The sequence below is a fragment of the Streptococcus sp. 2020WUSS089 genome (genome assembly GCF_044427405.1).
Classification (GTDB): domain Bacteria; phylum Bacillota; class Bacilli; order Lactobacillales; family Streptococcaceae; genus Streptococcus; species Streptococcus hashimotonensis.
Map to the genome: position 1 here is coordinate 468224 of NZ_JAOTGD010000001.1, position 15573 is coordinate 483796.

The window sequence follows — 15573 nt, forward strand, 5'->3', positions numbered from 1 at the left end:
AGATTGAAGCCAATCTCTTATAAAATGTTCTCAAAATTATCACGCACTTCTTGTGGCCAAACGCTTGACTGCACTTCACCGATATGTTTCTTACGAAGCAAGAACATGGCCAAACGGGATTGACCAATACCACCACCGATAGACAGCGGGAAGAGTCCATTCAAAAGGGCACGATGCCAATCAAATTCTAAACGGTCCTCGTCACCTGTAATAGCAACCTGGCGCTTCAGCGCTTCTTCATCCACACGAATCCCCATTGAGGACAACTCAAATGCTGAACCAAGTGCTTCGTTCCAAACCAAGATGTCTCCATTGAGTCCTTTATAGCCTGCTTCTGATGGGCTTGTCCAGTCATCATAGTCTGGGGCGCGTCCATCATGTGGTTTACCGTCTGCCAGTTCACCACCAATACCGATTAGGAAAACTGCGCCGTATTCTTTGGCAACCACATTCTCACGCTCTTTTGGTGTCAAGTCTGGGAAGTTCTTGACCAAATCCTCCGTGTGGATAAAGGTGATTTTCTTAGGCAAAACAGACTCAATATCATAACGAGCTTCAACTGCAAGCTCAGTCAATCGAATGGCCTTATAGATTTGTTCGACCGTTTCCTTCAAATAAGCCAAGTTGCGACGGCCATCAGGAATAACCTTCTCCCAGTCCCATTGATCCACATATACTGAGTGAATAGGGTCCAAGGAATCCTCGTCAGGACGAAGAGCCTTCATGTGAACAAAGAGCCCTTCTCCCTCATTAAAACCGAAACGAGCCAAGGTATGACGCTTCCACTTAGCAAGTGAGTGAACCACTTCATAGGTCGCATCTGGGATCAACTTCACATTAACAGTGACCGCATTCTCCACACCGGACAAATTATCCTGCATACCATCCCCGACACGACTCAAAATCGGTCCTTGCACTTCTACGATTTCTAGCTTGTCTTTCAAATACTGGGTGAATGTATTTTTGACGAAAGAAATCTCCTCTTGCTGATGAATGAAGCTTTTCTTCATACCTTACCTCCTTAAATTTATACACCCTATTATACTCTTTTTTACCTACTTGTAAAGTCTTTTTATTAAATATTCTGATAATTTAATGGAGGTTTTTCACTTCGGATGTCAGTACTTCTATCACGCCCTCTGTCAAGCGTCTTGGCCCACGCACCGCCTTGACTCCCAAGTCCATCATGCGCGCTCTAGGAAGTACATCATCGGACAGCTGAGCGAGCAATTCGACCTGCATGACTTTCTTTTCTGTAGGAATGTCTGATTGTCCATGATTTTCCAAGTTCGCCCCCAAGACACGGCAGACATAGCGAATAGCCTGTACAGGTGCCGTCACGTAGATGGCTACGAAGTCCCCAGCTTGAATGGTTGATTTTTGCGGCCAATAGACTACCTTATTTTCCGCAAACTCGGTATCAATATCATAGACCTTTGGATTGGCTGGAATAACCCAGTAATCAGGCCCTTGCTCCGCCTTGTAGGATTTTGGTCCTACCAGATAGCGGCTCTTCTCAAGAAGGGCAAAAACCATCTGGTCCTCCACAGTCTCATCCAGCAAGACCGACACCCAGGCCTTCTTTGACATATGATAAGCTGGGAAGATGCCCGACTGGCTCAGCAGCTCTGCTATTTCCCGACCATCGACCTTTAGATTGACAATCTCCACCAGCTCTTGGTCAGCGCTCCCATCCAGCTGTCCCCGCTTGACCTGAGTCACCAAAGCGTACCACTTATTATTGGCAGGATGACGAAAAGCCCCCGTCTCTAGCGACTTGGCAAAGGGATAATCAGGTAGGTCACCCCACTGCTCCTTGATGAGCTGGGCTATGCGGTTACTTTGGTCTTTGGAAAATGGCAGAGCGACACAACAAGCCTCCTCTACCCGATCCAAAATAGACTGATAAGCCTCACGCACCTGCCCCACAAAAGCCCCAGCTGGCGCAGTCACCAGATGGGCAGTATAGACCTCCTCCATCTCACAATCCCAGACATAGGACGACAGCTGACCAGCCTCATCAACCTCTACCACCGCCTCAAACTGCCCCTCCATGAACACCTCACGGTAGGTGTACCGATTGTCGGAGAGGATAAAACCGAAAGGGATGAGGGAGGGGAGGTGTGCAATTAGTCTAGACATTTTGAATCCTTTAAAGTAATATATATACAAAGTATAACAAAATCTGTTAAAGAGTTTATCGTGGAGGTCAAATCTTGTCAAAAAAAATTATTAATGTCGTAGCAGCGGCAATCGAAAAAGATGGAAAAATCTTTTGTGCCCAGCGTCCTGAAGGAAAGAACCTAGGGGGCTATTGGGAATTTCCTGGAGGAAAGCTTGAGCAAGGTGAGACTCCTGAAGAGGCTTTAGTTCGCGAAATCAAAGAAGAATTTGATTCTGAAATCGAAATCATTTCTTTCCTAAATGAAGCATCCTACGAATATGAATTTGGCATTGTTACAATGAAAACATACCGTTCAAAATTAGTAGCTGGAAATTTAACATTGTTAGAACACCAGGATTCTAAATGGCTTCCAATCGAACAATTAGATGACTTAGAATGGGCACCAGTAGATATTCCAGCTGTTAACTGTTTACAAAAAAGATAGAGATTCGCAAGAATCTCTATCTTTTTATTTATCCGTCAGGTATTTATACAAGTTCGTCTCCACTGGTGAATCCAGCTTAAATAACATTTGAACGACGGAGTCTCCATTTTTCATCATTTCACTTGCACTATTTTCAATGTATCTTAGTGGACCAAGATAATAAAATTCTCCACCTTCTGAATCATCTTTTATGACAAAAAGTTCTAACCTCAATTCATTTTCATTAGATTGAGTAATCGTCGATACATCATTAGAATCTAATGTACGTTTGTTCTTTGAAAACCACTTCAAAGTCGACTCATTCAGAAGTTCGTCCTCGTATTTTATGGTGTCACTAATATCTTCACTTTTATGGTAAGTGATGAAAATCGGGCAAGAATTGGTTTCCTTGTCTATTTTATATCCACCAATATTTAAAGGCGGCTCGTCTTTTGAGACATTCATTAATTTAAGTACATCACGTCGGGTATACTTTTGACCAAGTGTGAAAATTTCAGGGTAATCTTTCGATTTTAGAATCCCTGTTTCAATAACATCCAAAAATAATTGAATGAATTTGGTATTATTCACCAAAGATTCTTGGATTTCTTCATTTAACCGATACAGTTCACCGCCAAAAGTAACCAGTGCATCCGTATCATATTTCTTCTGCTCTTGTGCTTTTAAAAACGATAAATTCAACACCCTTGTTACAGAGTCCAGAACTTCTGTTCTGAAATCCAAGTCGTGCTCAATAATCGTTTCAAACCATTTATCTGATGAAACTATGCCATCATTTTCGACAAGTAATTTCAACAAATACAGTTCATGTTTTCGTTTTCCATTCAAAATTTCAAAGGTAATAAAATTCAAAAATCGCTTTTCAACTTCTGATAGAAGAATTGTTTCTTCTGAAAATTTATTGATGACATCTCCATAATTTTGAAAACTGGAATTTTCAAAAAAGACAAGCGGATCAATGCTTTTCAATTTTACAAAATCTGATAGATATGGAATTCTACCCAACTTGTTCTCTAAGTCTTTAAAAGCATCTCGTAAAATTTTAATTGATGAAAGTGTCGTGTTTGTGATAGATGAAAAAATTTGTTCTTTGGCAACCTTCTCAAAGTTAATTGTCGTCAATCCTTTTAATATATTGGGCTCTCTGACTTCACGACGATAATTGTCCTTGTTCATAGACTGGTCGCCAAAAAGTGCCACTGGAATTAGATAGTTGTTTTGATAGTTTCCAATAAAATCAATAATCGTAACATATTCTTTGGAATCGTGCTTTCGTAAACCTCGACCTAATTGTTGAATAAAAATGATACTCGATTGGGTATTACGAAGCATAACAACCTGGTTGACACTCGGAATATCAATTCCCTCATTAAAAATATCAACCGTTAAAATATAGTCCAGATACCCATTTTCTAAGTCTTGAACAACTCGCTGTCGCTCTTCTTGACTATTTTCTCCAGAAAGAGCGCGTGTACGAAGTCCTCTATTATTGAACTGGCTTTCAAATTCCTTCGCCTCTTTAACAGACGAACAGAAAATCAATCCTTTTACCGCCTCACCACTTACTCCATAATAAGAAACTTTTTCTAAAATATGATTGACACGTTGTTCTGAGACTAGATTAGAAAAGCTAGCTTTCTCATCTATTAACTGGCCATCAACCTTAATGTCTGAAACGCCGTAGTATATAAATGGACAGAGCATATCGTTATCAAGTGCCTCTTGTAAACGAATCTCATAGGCAATGTTATAGTCAAAAAGCTCATAAATATTTTGTCCATCTGTTCGCTCCGGTGTTGCTGTCATCCCTAAATAAAAATCTGGCTGAAAATAACTCATCACTTTTTTATAGGTGTCTGCACCAGCTTTATGAACCTCATCAATCAAAATATAGTTAAAGAAAGTTGGGTCAAATGCTTGAAGGTTATCTGCTCTCGAAATGGTCTGAATGGTCGCAAAGATATACCTCTTCTGTGATATATCCGTCCCACTCTTATAAATGCACCCTTCATCATCTTCAAATCCTAACACTTTTTGAAAATCTTTTAATGATTTTTGAAGAATTTGTTCTCGATGGACAATAAACAACATTTTCTCTGGATTATATTGTTTGACATCAAAGGCAGAAAGATAGGTTTTACCTGTTCCAGTTGCACTAATGACCAGAGCTTTTTGTGCACCATTTTTCCTTACGGTTGCGAGACCTTCCAAAGCCTGCTCTTGCATCTTGTTGGGACGTATGGATTCTTGGTAAGATGCTATCGTCTCATCCTGAATCGTTGCTGTACGTATCACTGTACTACGACGAGATGCATAAGCATTGATTGCTTCTATATCTAAAACGATTGATTTTTCCCAAATACGCTCAAACTCTTCTTTTGCGTTCTGAATAAAATCACCATTATGTGTAGATGTTAACTTCACATTCCACTCATAGTTCACTTTTAAAGCCGTATGCGTTAAATTGGAACTACCAGAAATGATAACTTGTTTATCTTTTTGCTCAAACAGATAAAACTTAGCATGCATTTGCATATTGACTGGTGTTATCCGTACTTGGACATTTTTCAGTTTAAGCAATTCTTTCATCACTATGGGATCGTTGAAATCCAGATACGGAGAAATTAAAATTCTCCCCCGAACTCCCTCATCTGCCAAATCTGATAATTGACTTTTAATCAGGGCTAGTCCAGACTGAGTAATAAAAGCCACACTGAAAGCAAAGGATTTAGCCTTGCTTAATTCTTCTTGAATATCATTTAAAACATAACGATGAGTTTCTGTATCATTAATTAAAATTTTAGGCGAATAGCCTCCTTCTTGAAAAATCTCTCTATCGATAAAACCATATTGCAAAGAGTGAAGAAGATGGTCTTGGAATAAGTTGTTGTTGGGCATTATAGATTTCCTTTTTTAAACATGTTTATTTTCTAAGTGTTACAAACATCCCAAGTAAGCGCTGCTAACACTCTATCCAGAATTATCCTCCACATTGTCAAATCGTTCAAGAAGGGTACTTATAATTAGATTCGACTTTTCCTTATCCGCTTGAATTAGTTTTAAACAGTTAACGATATTTCTAGATAGTTGGTTCGTTAGAAACTCACAATCAATCTTAAATTGGTTTTGAACTTCTCTATTTTTACATATCTCTTTTAATAACAGTAAACTTAAGGCATTGATAATTATACTTGCAACTAATGACTGATTTAACTCATCATAAGGATCATTACATTTAAAGTAACTCTTAGCACTCAAAATATCAACATGTACAAATTGGCATGCTGTTTGATAAAAAATATAATAAAGTTCTCTATCTCGTGGATCTTTCAATTTATTTTTTAGATCACTTAACAAAACTTTTGTATTATGAATCTCACCAGTTTTTAAATTAATTACTCTATTATAATTAGTTCTCCCATCTGAGTATTTTTCAAATTCAAAAGCATTGCTATCGATTTTAGGATACATTTTTTCTTTAAAAAAATCCTTATCTTGATGAATGGCACATAAATATAAATAGTTTTCAAATATACTTCGACCTAAAGCATAAATTGATTCTGCAACGAACTCTGACTTTAATACAGAAACACTCTCGAGAGTTTTTATAGTTTTTAAAGCAGAAAACATACAATAGTCCAGTTCGTTTTCTAATTGAAAATCGGTAATCACTTCACCATAGGTGTGTCTATAAATAAAATCCGTCAAACACATAATGATTTGATTGCTTACCAGATTCAATGTTGCTTCCATGACTTCATTCACGATAGCAACATACTGTATTGCATTGATACTATCTTCTGACTCCGACGACATCGCTTCCTCATATTCAGAAACAAAATCGTTAAATTCCTGCAAATAACCATCAGGTATTTTTTCAACATTAAGCTCCTCTATTGGTAACAGACCATCTGTTTTAAAATATGCATAAATAATTTCCTCTGAAATATTTGCCATACGCATTGTTTCCATAATACGCAAAATTGACTCATTCCTAAAATTAGGAACAAAATTAAAAATATAGTCTTCACCTTTTACCTCACGACCATATAGCTCTTTAAAGTTCCTTTGTATCTCATCTAAGATTTCTATTGAATCTGAATCAAGCAGTTGCGTTCGTGTTATGGTTGTGTCCGAAATCGTCCATTTAATATTCTTTAATTTACAACACCTCTCATAACTCTTACCACTTCTACAAGGACAGTAATCTGTAAAGCCTATCTCTTTTTCCATTTTTCCCTCACATACTTACTTCACTATTTCATTTAGCCAAAACAAGTTCGTCTAACAATGGTACTATATTATTTATTCTCTAGCCGTAATTTTTCATACATCTTCTCACTCGATAAATCATTCTGACCATTCAAGAGGAGATTTTCAAAGAAGGCGGTTAAAAAGTCTGAGCGTTTATTGACTAACTTAGCATTGTCAAGTACAAGGGCATCTCGAAAGTATTTGGCATGTTTTTGAAAAGGCTCGTTGTCAATGTCGAATCCAAGTGAGCGAAGGTATTTGATAAGAAATACGGTGATTGTTCGAGTGTTTCCTTCACGGAATGGGTGGATTTGCCAAACACCTGAAATAAAGGATTGGGTATGAGCAACAATGGTTTGTTTATCTAACCCAATATAAGAAAAATCTCTTTCTTGCTGGAAATCATAATCCAAAGTGGCGGCGATCAATGGAAAATCCGAATAAATCACAGTGTCCCCCTTTAAAACTGGCTCATTTTTTGTAATGTTAACCGTTCGATACTCACCTACTGGAATACTGCTGTCAAAAATATCCTGAAAGAGTTCTTTGTGGATATGTAAGAGAGTGGTTGGTCGGAGGCTAAAACCGTTTTGAGAAAGCATTTCAACAATTCGGAGAGAGACAATATCTGCCTCTTGCGTACTGGCGTCAGTTGACTGGTGGTATTTCGTAATTTCCTCGTACACCTGCTCATAGGTGTACTCTCCTCGAGCCTGCCTATCAGCCAACTTTTTCATATAAACAGACGGAGTCAACCCATCCACTTTTTGAAGACCAAAACCCGTTTCCCAGAGTTCTTGCTTGGCTTCGTAGGAAAGATTGGGATTATCAATGTTGTAAGTTGGTTGCATAGACTCCTCCTGTTTGAATTTCTAGCCTTATTATACCACAAAACCCAGCCTTTTTAGGCTGGGGATTTGTTTATATAGCATTTCATCAAGTACGGCTACTTCAACTAATCAATAGGTCTGGCATAGTTATCAAATTCATTGCATACACCACTCTGAACTCGTTGGTCTGCTCATCAATTCACCATGAGAAGAATTCTGCAATGGCAAACTTCCCCTGCTGGCGTGAACTTACAGAATTTGTCATGTAAACACCTGTTTTCTAGAAGATATCTAATCAGCATAATCTAAATATATTTATAACCCCAAATCAACCGATATAATATTGTTGTAACAATATTCGGACAGTTCTTTTGCTCTCTCTTTAATCGTTTCTTTATCAAAGGTATCTGGATATTTTTCTAACAACTCTTCAACTAATATATTTTTCGCTTTTTTGTAAGTATCCCTCTTAATTAAATATTCACTGTCTCCGGCTTCATTATTAAGTTTTTGTGTCAATAAAATTAAGTTACCTATGTTAAGTGTATAATCCTTATCTAGATCTTCTCCCATAATATGCTCGATTGTCATCCCCTGTTCAAAAATTGGAACGTCTTCTTTAGTTTGATTAATACGCTTAATAATATATTTAGTTGCTAAATTTGTAGAAATATTCCTTTTAGCTGAATATTCAAGATTTAAAAAAGCACTTTCAAATTCATCATATTTTGGTACTTTTTTCCTAAAGTTCGTGTATAATTGGTTCTCAAGAACATCGTGTACCTCTTCCTTAGTTTTACATTTTCTAAGAGATATAGCTAATTTAGAAAAATTACTTTCAAACATATTAGCTTGTTTTTTCAACAAAATTGAGTATGTAAAAATAAAACTTTCAACAAACTTGATCGCTTTAATAAGCTGCTCCAACTTTATTAAATTTCGGGACTTAACATCCAATAAAGCTAAAAATACTATTCTACTCTGAACATTACCAAACGTTTGACTTATTTCTGAAAGTGACTGAACCAAGGGAATATACTCTTGTCTATTTGAATAATCTTCAAGTCTTGGCGAAATTATTTTAGAATAGCTTTTCGCTTCATCTCTTAATTCTTTTATAAAAGCTAAATAATTTTCTGATGTTTTCGGTTTAAATTCCGTCTTAAATGAATCATAAAGCTTAATATTTGTTACTTTTTTATATTTGGAAATCCAAAAATGTCTATAAAAAGTAGCTAAGCCAATACCATTCCTTCTATCCCTCAAAGCAACCTTCATTTCTTCCCAATATTTTTCAGCAGTATCTCGCATAGAATTTTCGTTATTGTGAAAAGATTCAAATATAATATTCTTAACAAGATCAATGCTTTCTAAACTCTTACCTTTGGCGTTTAAGATTTCAAAAATCATATACGCACTCTCTTTTTCGTCAGTTGTTATAGCAATCAGCTTAGATTTTAAAATTTGATCCCTAATCGCAATCAATATATCCTTGTATGCAATGTCGTTAAATATATTAAAAGATTTCCTAAGATTTTCTTCAACTAAATAGTCACTAAAAAAATCATAAGTTTTCTTTATTGTTTCTTCTTCTTCATTGGAAACTTCAGGAGCATGAGATTTGTCTAAAGATTGTACATATGCATCAAAGTAAGGAAAAGAGCTAGCGCTTGTTAATCGAGTAATAGACTCCCCATAATCATCCTTACTCTTAATATAGTTAAAAGTTGCACCAACTAGGCTATCTTCAGAGATCTCTTTGAATTTTTGAGAAATTGCAGATAGTAATATTGTTATGACTGTGAGCCTCTGTTGACCATCTACAACATCTAATGTATTATCAGTAAGTTGACCAGTGAAAACCATTGTTCCAATAAAATAATCATCAATATTCAGTACACTACTATCATTTTTTATATTAGTTATCAGATCATCTATGAATTTTTTATAAAAATTCTTATCCCAAGAATAATCTCTTTGAAAGGGTGGAATAACAAATCTCGGATACGAATTCAATAGTCTCCTAACATCAATATCTTCAGGTACAAATTTCATATTTATCTCCTATTCCTAAATTTTTCTTCATTATACCAAAAAACGTTAGCATTTGCTAACGTTTTCATAATTATTAAAACCTCACCCCACCAACTTCTTCATCTCTTCAATCCGCGTTACTGTCGCATCATATTTTGCTTGGTAGTCGGCTTGTTTTTCTTTTTCTTTTTCAACGACTTCTGGTTTGGCGTTGGCGACGAAGCGTTCGTTGCTGAGTTTTTTGCCGACCATGTCTAGTTCTTTTTGCCATTTGGCTAGTTCTTTGTCTAGTCGAGCCAACTCTTCTTCGACGTTGAGTAGGTCGGCTAGTGGCAAGAAGATTTCAGCACCGGTGATAACAGCTGACATGGCTAATTCTGGTGCAACGATACCTGAGCTGATTTCCAGATGTTCTGGGTTTGTAAAGCGTCGGATGTAGTTTTCGTTAGCCTTGAAGAAGGTTTCAAGCTCAGCATCCGCCGTCTTAATCAAAATGGTAATCGGCTTAGAAGGAGCGACATTCACTTCTGCTCTGCTATTTCGCACCGAACGAATCAAATCCTTGAGGCTTTCCACTCCCTTATGTGCTTCCGCATTTTCAAATGCTGGGTTGACAACAGGGTAGGCCGCCACCACGATAGAGCCCTCTGCGTACTGGGCGAAGATCTCTTCCGTCACAAATGGCATGATTGGGTGGAGGAGGCGAAGGATTTGGTCCAGCGTGTAGAGAAGGACAGAGCGGGTCATGACTTTTTCAGCCTCGTTATCGCTGTAGAGCACCTCCTTGGTCAGCTCGACATACCAGTTGGCGAACTCTTCCCAGATGAAGTTGTAGAGGATGTGACCAGCCACACCAAACTCGAACTTGTCGAAGTTTTCAGTGACCTTGGCAATGGTTTCATTGAGGTTGTGGAGAATCCAGCGGTCCGTCACGTTACCAGCCTCGCCAGCTGCAACTTTTGCAACATTCTCACGCGCTGCATCCAAGGTCAAACCTTCATTGTTCATAAGGATATAGCGGGAAATGTTCCAAATCTTGTTGATGAAGTTCCAAGACGCGTCCATCTTCTCGTAAGAGAAGCGAACATCTTGACCAGGGGCAGAGCCGTTTGACAGGAACCAACGCAAAGCGTCCGCACCGTATTTCTCGATGACATCCATTGGGTCAATCCCGTTTCCGAGCGACTTGGACATCTTGCGACCTTCTTCGTCACGGATCAAACCGTGGATTAGCACGTTCTTGAATGGCTGACGGCCTGTGAACTCAAGCGATTGGAAAATCATCCGCGACACCCAGAAGAAGATGATGTCGTAGCCCGTTACCAAGGTTGAAGTTGGGAAGTAACGCTGGAAGTCCGCCGCATTTTCGTCAGGCCAGCCCATGGTTGAGAATGGCCAAAGGGCAGAGCTGAACCAGGTATCTAGGACATCCTCATCCTGTACCCAACCGTCACCTGCTGGAGCCTCTTCTCCGACGTACATTTCGCCAGATTCGTTATACCATGCTGGAATCTGATGCCCCCACCAAAGCTGACGCGAGATAACCCAGTCATGTACATTTTCCATCCATTGTAGGAAGGTATCGTTGAAACGTGGTGGGTAAAATTCTACCTTGTCAGCGGTGTCTTGGTTGGCAATGGCATTCTTAGCCAGTTGGTCCATTTTAACAAACCACTGGGTTGACAAGCGTGGCTCAACTACCACACCTGTACGCTCAGAGTGTCCAACGGAATGCACTCGGTTTTCGATTTCAACAAGGGCACCCAGTTCTTGCAACTTCGCAACTGTTGCCTTCCGGGCTTCAAAGCGGTCCATACCAGCAAATTCGCCTGCCAACTCGTTCATAGTACCGTCGTCGTTCATAACGTTGACTTGTGGCAGATTGTGGCGTTGACCTACGAGGAAGTCATTTGGATCGTGGGCAGGAGTGATTTTCACAACCCCCGTACCGAATTCTGGGTCTGCGTGTTCATCCGCAACGATTGGGATTGGCTTGTTAACGATTGGCAGGATAACGTTTTTGCCACTCAAGTCCTTGTAACGTGGGTCTTCCGGGTTAACCGCCACCGCAACGTCACCGAACATGGTTTCAGGACGGGTTGTCGCAACTTGAAGGGCACGAGAGCCGTCTTCCAACATGTAATTCATGTGGTAGAAGGCACCTTCTACGTCCTTGTGAATAACTTCAATATCTGAAAGAGCTGTGCGAGCCGCTGGGTCCCAGTTGATGATAAATTCGCCACGGTAGATCCAGCCTTTTTTATAGAGTTCTACAAAGACCTTGCGAACAGCTTTCGACAAGCCTTCGTCCAGCGTGAAGCGGTCACGTTGGTAGTCCAAAGACAGACCCAACTTACCCCATTGCTCACGAATGGTCGCTGCGTACTCATCCTTCCATTCCCAGACTTTGTCGAGGAATTTTTCACGACCAAGATCATAACGGGTCACGCCTTGCTCACGCAAGCGTTCCTCAACCTTAGCCTGAGTGGCAATCCCCGCGTGGTCCATACCTGGAAGCCAGAGAGTGTCAAAGCCCTGCATGCGTTTTTGACGGATGATGATGTCTTGAAGGGTGGTATCCCAAGCGTGTCCCAAGTGCAACTTACCAGTTACGTTTGGCGGCGGAATGACGATAGAATAAGGCTTTGCCGCCGCATCGCCTGACGGCTTAAAGACATCTTGGTCCAACCAAGTTTGGTAACGACCAGCCTCAACCTCGGCTGGATTGTATTTTGGTGATAATTCTTTTGACATAGTATTGTCCTTTCTAACTTTATCTTATTAAATATATTTACTAAACACTTCTCTTAAATCATTCCTAATTTGTGTTTTAACATACTCGACTTCGTTTGAATACCCTATTATAGCTTTAGAAACGGTCACATAACGTTTTAAATAAACTTCAACAATCCTAAGTGGAAAATCAACCATTTGTTTCTCTCTCTTCAGATACACTATCAAATCATCAATGTACTTAGTAATTGTTTCTCGATCAATCGGCTCATTACGAAATATCTCTATATATTTTCCTATCTCTGTTTCCCGATAGTTCACTATATTTCCTATAAAGTACTCTCGCTCTTTTGGAGCCTCCTCACAATTCGTAGAAAAAACATCTTTCAAATACTTATTGATCACTGTCAATAAGTCAGTAAATATCTCTGGAGTTTGTTTATAATTTTGCTTACTATCTAGACCAATTGATTGGCTCAGGGCTGCTTCAATGTTATCTTCCCCTAGTATTACAGATAATTTAAATAATTTATCTTCTCCCGCTGTTCTCCAATACTGCTTGTGAGTTGAGAAAAAATCTATAAACTTATTGAAAAAAATCGATTCATGCAGTGAATGTTGTAACTGAATATGATATATTTCAATTACATGGTTCAAACTATTTTCAACAATGTTATTTAAAATGCGTCTTTTTAGCACTCCGCTAATATAGCTTAAATCTTCTCCGTCAACCACCCTATAGTGAATTAGGTTATTTCCAACATGATATTGAAAATAAATCTGTTCCTCTAGGTATGTTCTACACTCAATAATCGCTGACTCAAGTTTATCGGAGTCAAATCTAAAAATACAGTCTCCAGAAACAGCATTTCCAACAAACTCCTCTTGAAAACTTTCATTTTCTACATTTTGATAGTATACCGTAATATTAGTTAGAGGGGCACTTTCTCTGAGGAATAATTTAATTACTGAATTTTTTCCTTGTAATTCCACCAAGAACAAAGGTCGCACAACTGCATGTTCTCGCTCTCTTTGTTCTAAGTAAAGTTGTTCCTGCTTTTCTTTTTCTTGTTTTATTTCTTTATTTTTATTATTTATCTCTATTTGATTCTGCCAATAAAAGACCAGAAAAGTTGTCAATACTGTAATTACCGACAACATCACTTCAAAATAACTCTTATTACCATCTGATGAAAAATATAACTTTATATCTCCCAAAAAGGAAAACTCATTTAGAGAATGTTCTAACAACGGCAAGGCAATCAGAAAAATAATCACAATAAAAATAATAAAACTAATTATTCTGTTTAAATTCTTTTTCATATAATCTCCTAGAAATAGTCAGTCCTTCGGGCTGGCTATTTCGTTTGTTCTTGCTCAAGCTCCTCCATTTTTTGGATAATCAGTTGAGCAACTTCATTAGCAGAAAGATGGGTATTATTAATTTTGAGATAATTCTGAATGCCCTCTGGAATGCCTAATGAGGTATATTGACATGTATCAGCTGTGGAAAGAATCTCAGCCTCTGAAACTTCAATGTTTCGTTTCAAAGGTTTATGGGTCAGTCTATTTTCTGTCCGATTACGCCGCAGACGTTCTTCTAAAGCAGTTTCCAATTCAACAAATAAAATTTCCTGACCATGATGATGAAAAATCGTCTGAACTGTTGTAAGGAATTGAACATCTATGAGATTTTTAAAATTAATCAAGGCAGTTCCAATCAGTGGGCGACCTGAACTAGCAAACACATCATAAACAGCAAATGTAATACGTGTATTGAGGTCGAACATATCCTCAGAAAATTCTGGAATAAAACGTAAGCTAAAATCAATCGAATCGTGATTATGAAAGAGGGTCATCCCTGTCAATTTCGCAACTTCCTGCCCAACGGTCATCTTGCCAGAAGCTTGTGCTCCAATAATAATTAGATTCATACAGCCTCCCCTACCAACTCTATCTTTATCCCATCTGGGTCTTCCAAATAGAGGGCATAGTGGTCTGGTCCTCCTGCATGTGGATAGCGGTCGTCGTAGAGCAACTTGACTCGTCTGGTCAAAAATTCCTTCCGCCATTGGTCAATTTCATCTGGTGTTCCCGCATGAAAAGCTAGATGATTGAGACCTGTACGGCACCGGTGATAACCTGCCTCTAGGAAGTCCTTTGACGTTTGGACAAAGACCAGGTACTGCTCTGCTTTTTTATAAGACAGCCCTTTATCCCACTCCTGATAGAGCGAGTAGCCCAGCTTGGTCAGAAGAAAATCGTAAAATGCACGTGAGGTTGCCAAGTCTGAAACATATATTTCAACATGATGTAGCATATTTCTCCTTTCCAAATGAAAATCCCTGCCTAGACTTGCTAGACAGGGACGAAGTTATTCCGCGGTACCACCCTTGTTCAGATAAACTATCTGCACTTTGCTTATTCGATTCACATCATCAGCAACCAGTTTTGACATTTGTGCGGATTTCTCAGTACCACCGCTTCCTGTGACAAATGGGGCTCAAAACACCTCTGAATGGCTTTATTGTAACAAATTGCACCTTGAAAAGCAAGAGATTTAAGCTTTCAACTCAATCCCTTTTTCTTTCAATTGCTTGATAGTTGCAGGACCAATGCCTTTAAGAGCCAAGAGCTCTTTTTCTGTGTGGCTTGCAAAATCAGCCACAGATTGAATACCTGCTTCGTAGAAGGTTTCCAAACGTGCTGCCGCAATACCTTCCAACTCAGGAAGTGCCAAGAAGTCTTCCAATGAAGTCGCTGAAGAAGCCACCTCTGCTACAACTTCTTTCACTTGTTCCACAGCATGCTCTACTACAGCCTCAGTCTTGTGAGCAACTGTCTCTACTACCTCTGCTGCTCTTTCAAGACCTACACGACCTGCACGTTTCAAGTCTGCTAATTGTTTTTTCAATTGTTTTTTTCGATTTACTTTTTTCTTTGCCATGTTAACTCCTTTCTCCTTAGAACCTGTACTCACAAGTAAAGTGCCTATATATAAGAAATAGTTTTTCACTAATCAAGGCCGTTTTTTGAGGAAATACTGACTGTATTTTGAAAAAAACAACGATGAATAGCTGAAGAACTAGCCTTAGATAGAAATGCTGAACTGT

General features: G+C 38.8%; 12 protein-coding genes. 1 reads left to right on the top strand and 11 read right to left on the bottom strand.

The genetic code is table 11. The features are described 5' to 3' along the window. Positions 1 to 17: 17 nt before the first annotated feature. Positions 18 to 1010: an aspartate--ammonia ligase gene (gene asnA, locus ODU46_RS02185; protein WP_014637558.1), complete on the bottom strand. Its 993-nt coding sequence runs from the start codon at positions 1008 to 1010 to the stop codon at positions 18 to 20. 82 nt (positions 1011 to 1092) lie between these two features. After that, positions 1093 to 2142 carry an MmcQ/YjbR family DNA-binding protein gene (locus tag ODU46_RS02190; RefSeq protein ID WP_398579171.1) on the bottom strand — a complete coding sequence of 350 codons (1050 nt, stop codon included), beginning with the start codon at positions 2140 to 2142 and terminating at the stop codon, positions 1093 to 1095. 74 nt (positions 2143 to 2216) lie between these two features. On the opposite strand from ODU46_RS02190, the gene ODU46_RS02195 reads away from it, so the two are divergent. Then, complete coding sequence (locus tag ODU46_RS02195) at positions 2217 to 2609, top strand: (deoxy)nucleoside triphosphate pyrophosphohydrolase (RefSeq protein WP_205028590.1); 393 nt, start codon at positions 2217 to 2219, stop codon at positions 2607 to 2609. Positions 2610 to 2633: 24 nt separating this feature from the next. Here ODU46_RS02195 and ODU46_RS02200 read toward each other — a convergent pair whose 3' ends face one another. The 9 genes from ODU46_RS02200 to ODU46_RS02240 all read right to left on the bottom strand — a co-directional run bounded on the left by ODU46_RS02200 (position 2634) and on the right by ODU46_RS02240 (position 15407). Continuing rightward, the gene (locus ODU46_RS02200; protein ID WP_398579172.1) at positions 2634 to 5507 is read right to left on the bottom strand and encodes a DUF3427 domain-containing protein; all 2874 of its coding nucleotides are present in this window, start codon (positions 5505 to 5507) and stop codon (positions 2634 to 2636) included. Between the two features lie 72 nt (positions 5508 to 5579). Further along, positions 5580 to 6842 (bottom strand): DUF5677 domain-containing protein, encoded by a 1263-nt coding sequence (locus ODU46_RS02205; protein WP_395381837.1) that lies wholly within the window; start codon positions 6840 to 6842, stop codon positions 5580 to 5582. A 68-nt stretch (positions 6843 to 6910) separates the two neighbouring features. Continuing rightward, positions 6911 to 7714 (bottom strand): Fic family protein, encoded by an 804-nt coding sequence (locus ODU46_RS02210; RefSeq protein WP_395381835.1) that lies wholly within the window; start codon positions 7712 to 7714, stop codon positions 6911 to 6913. Between the two features lie 294 nt (positions 7715 to 8008). After that, positions 8009 to 9748: a DUF262 domain-containing protein gene (locus ODU46_RS02215; RefSeq protein ID WP_395381834.1), complete on the bottom strand. Its 1740-nt coding sequence runs from the start codon at positions 9746 to 9748 to the stop codon at positions 8009 to 8011. Positions 9749 to 9829: 81 nt separating this feature from the next. Further along, complete coding sequence (locus tag ODU46_RS02220; RefSeq protein ID WP_398579173.1) at positions 9830 to 12481, bottom strand: valine--tRNA ligase; 2652 nt, start codon at positions 12479 to 12481, stop codon at positions 9830 to 9832. 27 nt (positions 12482 to 12508) lie between these two features. Then, the gene (locus ODU46_RS02225) at positions 12509 to 13783 is read right to left on the bottom strand and encodes a hypothetical protein (RefSeq protein ID WP_221864611.1); all 1275 of its coding nucleotides are present in this window, start codon (positions 13781 to 13783) and stop codon (positions 12509 to 12511) included. 35 nt (positions 13784 to 13818) lie between these two features. Then, on the bottom strand, positions 13819 to 14394 hold the full coding sequence (locus ODU46_RS02230; RefSeq protein ID WP_253214751.1) for an AAA family ATPase: 576 nt from the start codon (positions 14392 to 14394) through the stop codon (positions 13819 to 13821). After that, entirely contained in the window at positions 14391 to 14780 is a 390-nt protein-coding gene (locus tag ODU46_RS02235) for a VOC family protein (RefSeq protein WP_221864613.1), read from the bottom strand. Before ODU46_RS02235 ends, ODU46_RS02230 begins: the two co-directional genes overlap by 4 nt. Positions 14781 to 15020: 240 nt before the next feature. Further along, positions 15021 to 15407 carry a helix-hairpin-helix domain-containing protein gene (locus tag ODU46_RS02240; protein WP_398579174.1) on the bottom strand — a complete coding sequence of 129 codons (387 nt, stop codon included), beginning with the start codon at positions 15405 to 15407 and terminating at the stop codon, positions 15021 to 15023. Positions 15408 to 15573 lie beyond the last annotated feature (166 nt).

Excerpts from the sequence above, each read along its gene's own strand:
- ODU46_RS02225 (WP_221864611.1), bottom strand. The coding sequence starts at position 13,783 with ATGAAAAAGAATTTAAACAGAATAATTAGTTTTATTATTTTTATTGTG.
- ODU46_RS02190 (WP_398579171.1), bottom strand. The coding sequence starts at position 2,142 with ATGTCTAGACTAATTGCACACCTCCCCTCCCTCATCCCTTTCGGTTTT.
- ODU46_RS02235 (WP_221864613.1), bottom strand. The coding sequence starts at position 14,780 with ATGCTACATCATGTTGAAATATATGTTTCAGACTTGGCAACCTCACGT.
- ODU46_RS02240 (WP_398579174.1), bottom strand. The coding sequence starts at position 15,407 with ATGGCAAAGAAAAAAGTAAATCGAAAAAAACAATTGAAAAAACAATTA.
- asnA (WP_014637558.1), bottom strand. The coding sequence starts at position 1,010 with ATGAAGAAAAGCTTCATTCATCAGCAAGAGGAGATTTCTTTCGTCAAA.
- ODU46_RS02215 (WP_395381834.1), bottom strand. The coding sequence starts at position 9,748 with ATGAAATTTGTACCTGAAGATATTGATGTTAGGAGACTATTGAATTCG.
- ODU46_RS02220 (WP_398579173.1), bottom strand. The coding sequence starts at position 12,481 with ATGTCAAAAGAATTATCACCAAAATACAATCCAGCCGAGGTTGAGGCT.
- ODU46_RS02210 (WP_395381835.1), bottom strand. The coding sequence starts at position 7,714 with ATGCAACCAACTTACAACATTGATAATCCCAATCTTTCCTACGAAGCC.
- ODU46_RS02200 (WP_398579172.1), bottom strand. The coding sequence starts at position 5,507 with ATGCCCAACAACAACTTATTCCAAGACCATCTTCTTCACTCTTTGCAA.
- ODU46_RS02230 (WP_253214751.1), bottom strand. The coding sequence starts at position 14,394 with ATGAATCTAATTATTATTGGAGCACAAGCTTCTGGCAAGATGACCGTT.
- ODU46_RS02205 (WP_395381837.1), bottom strand. The coding sequence starts at position 6,842 with ATGGAAAAAGAGATAGGCTTTACAGATTACTGTCCTTGTAGAAGTGGT.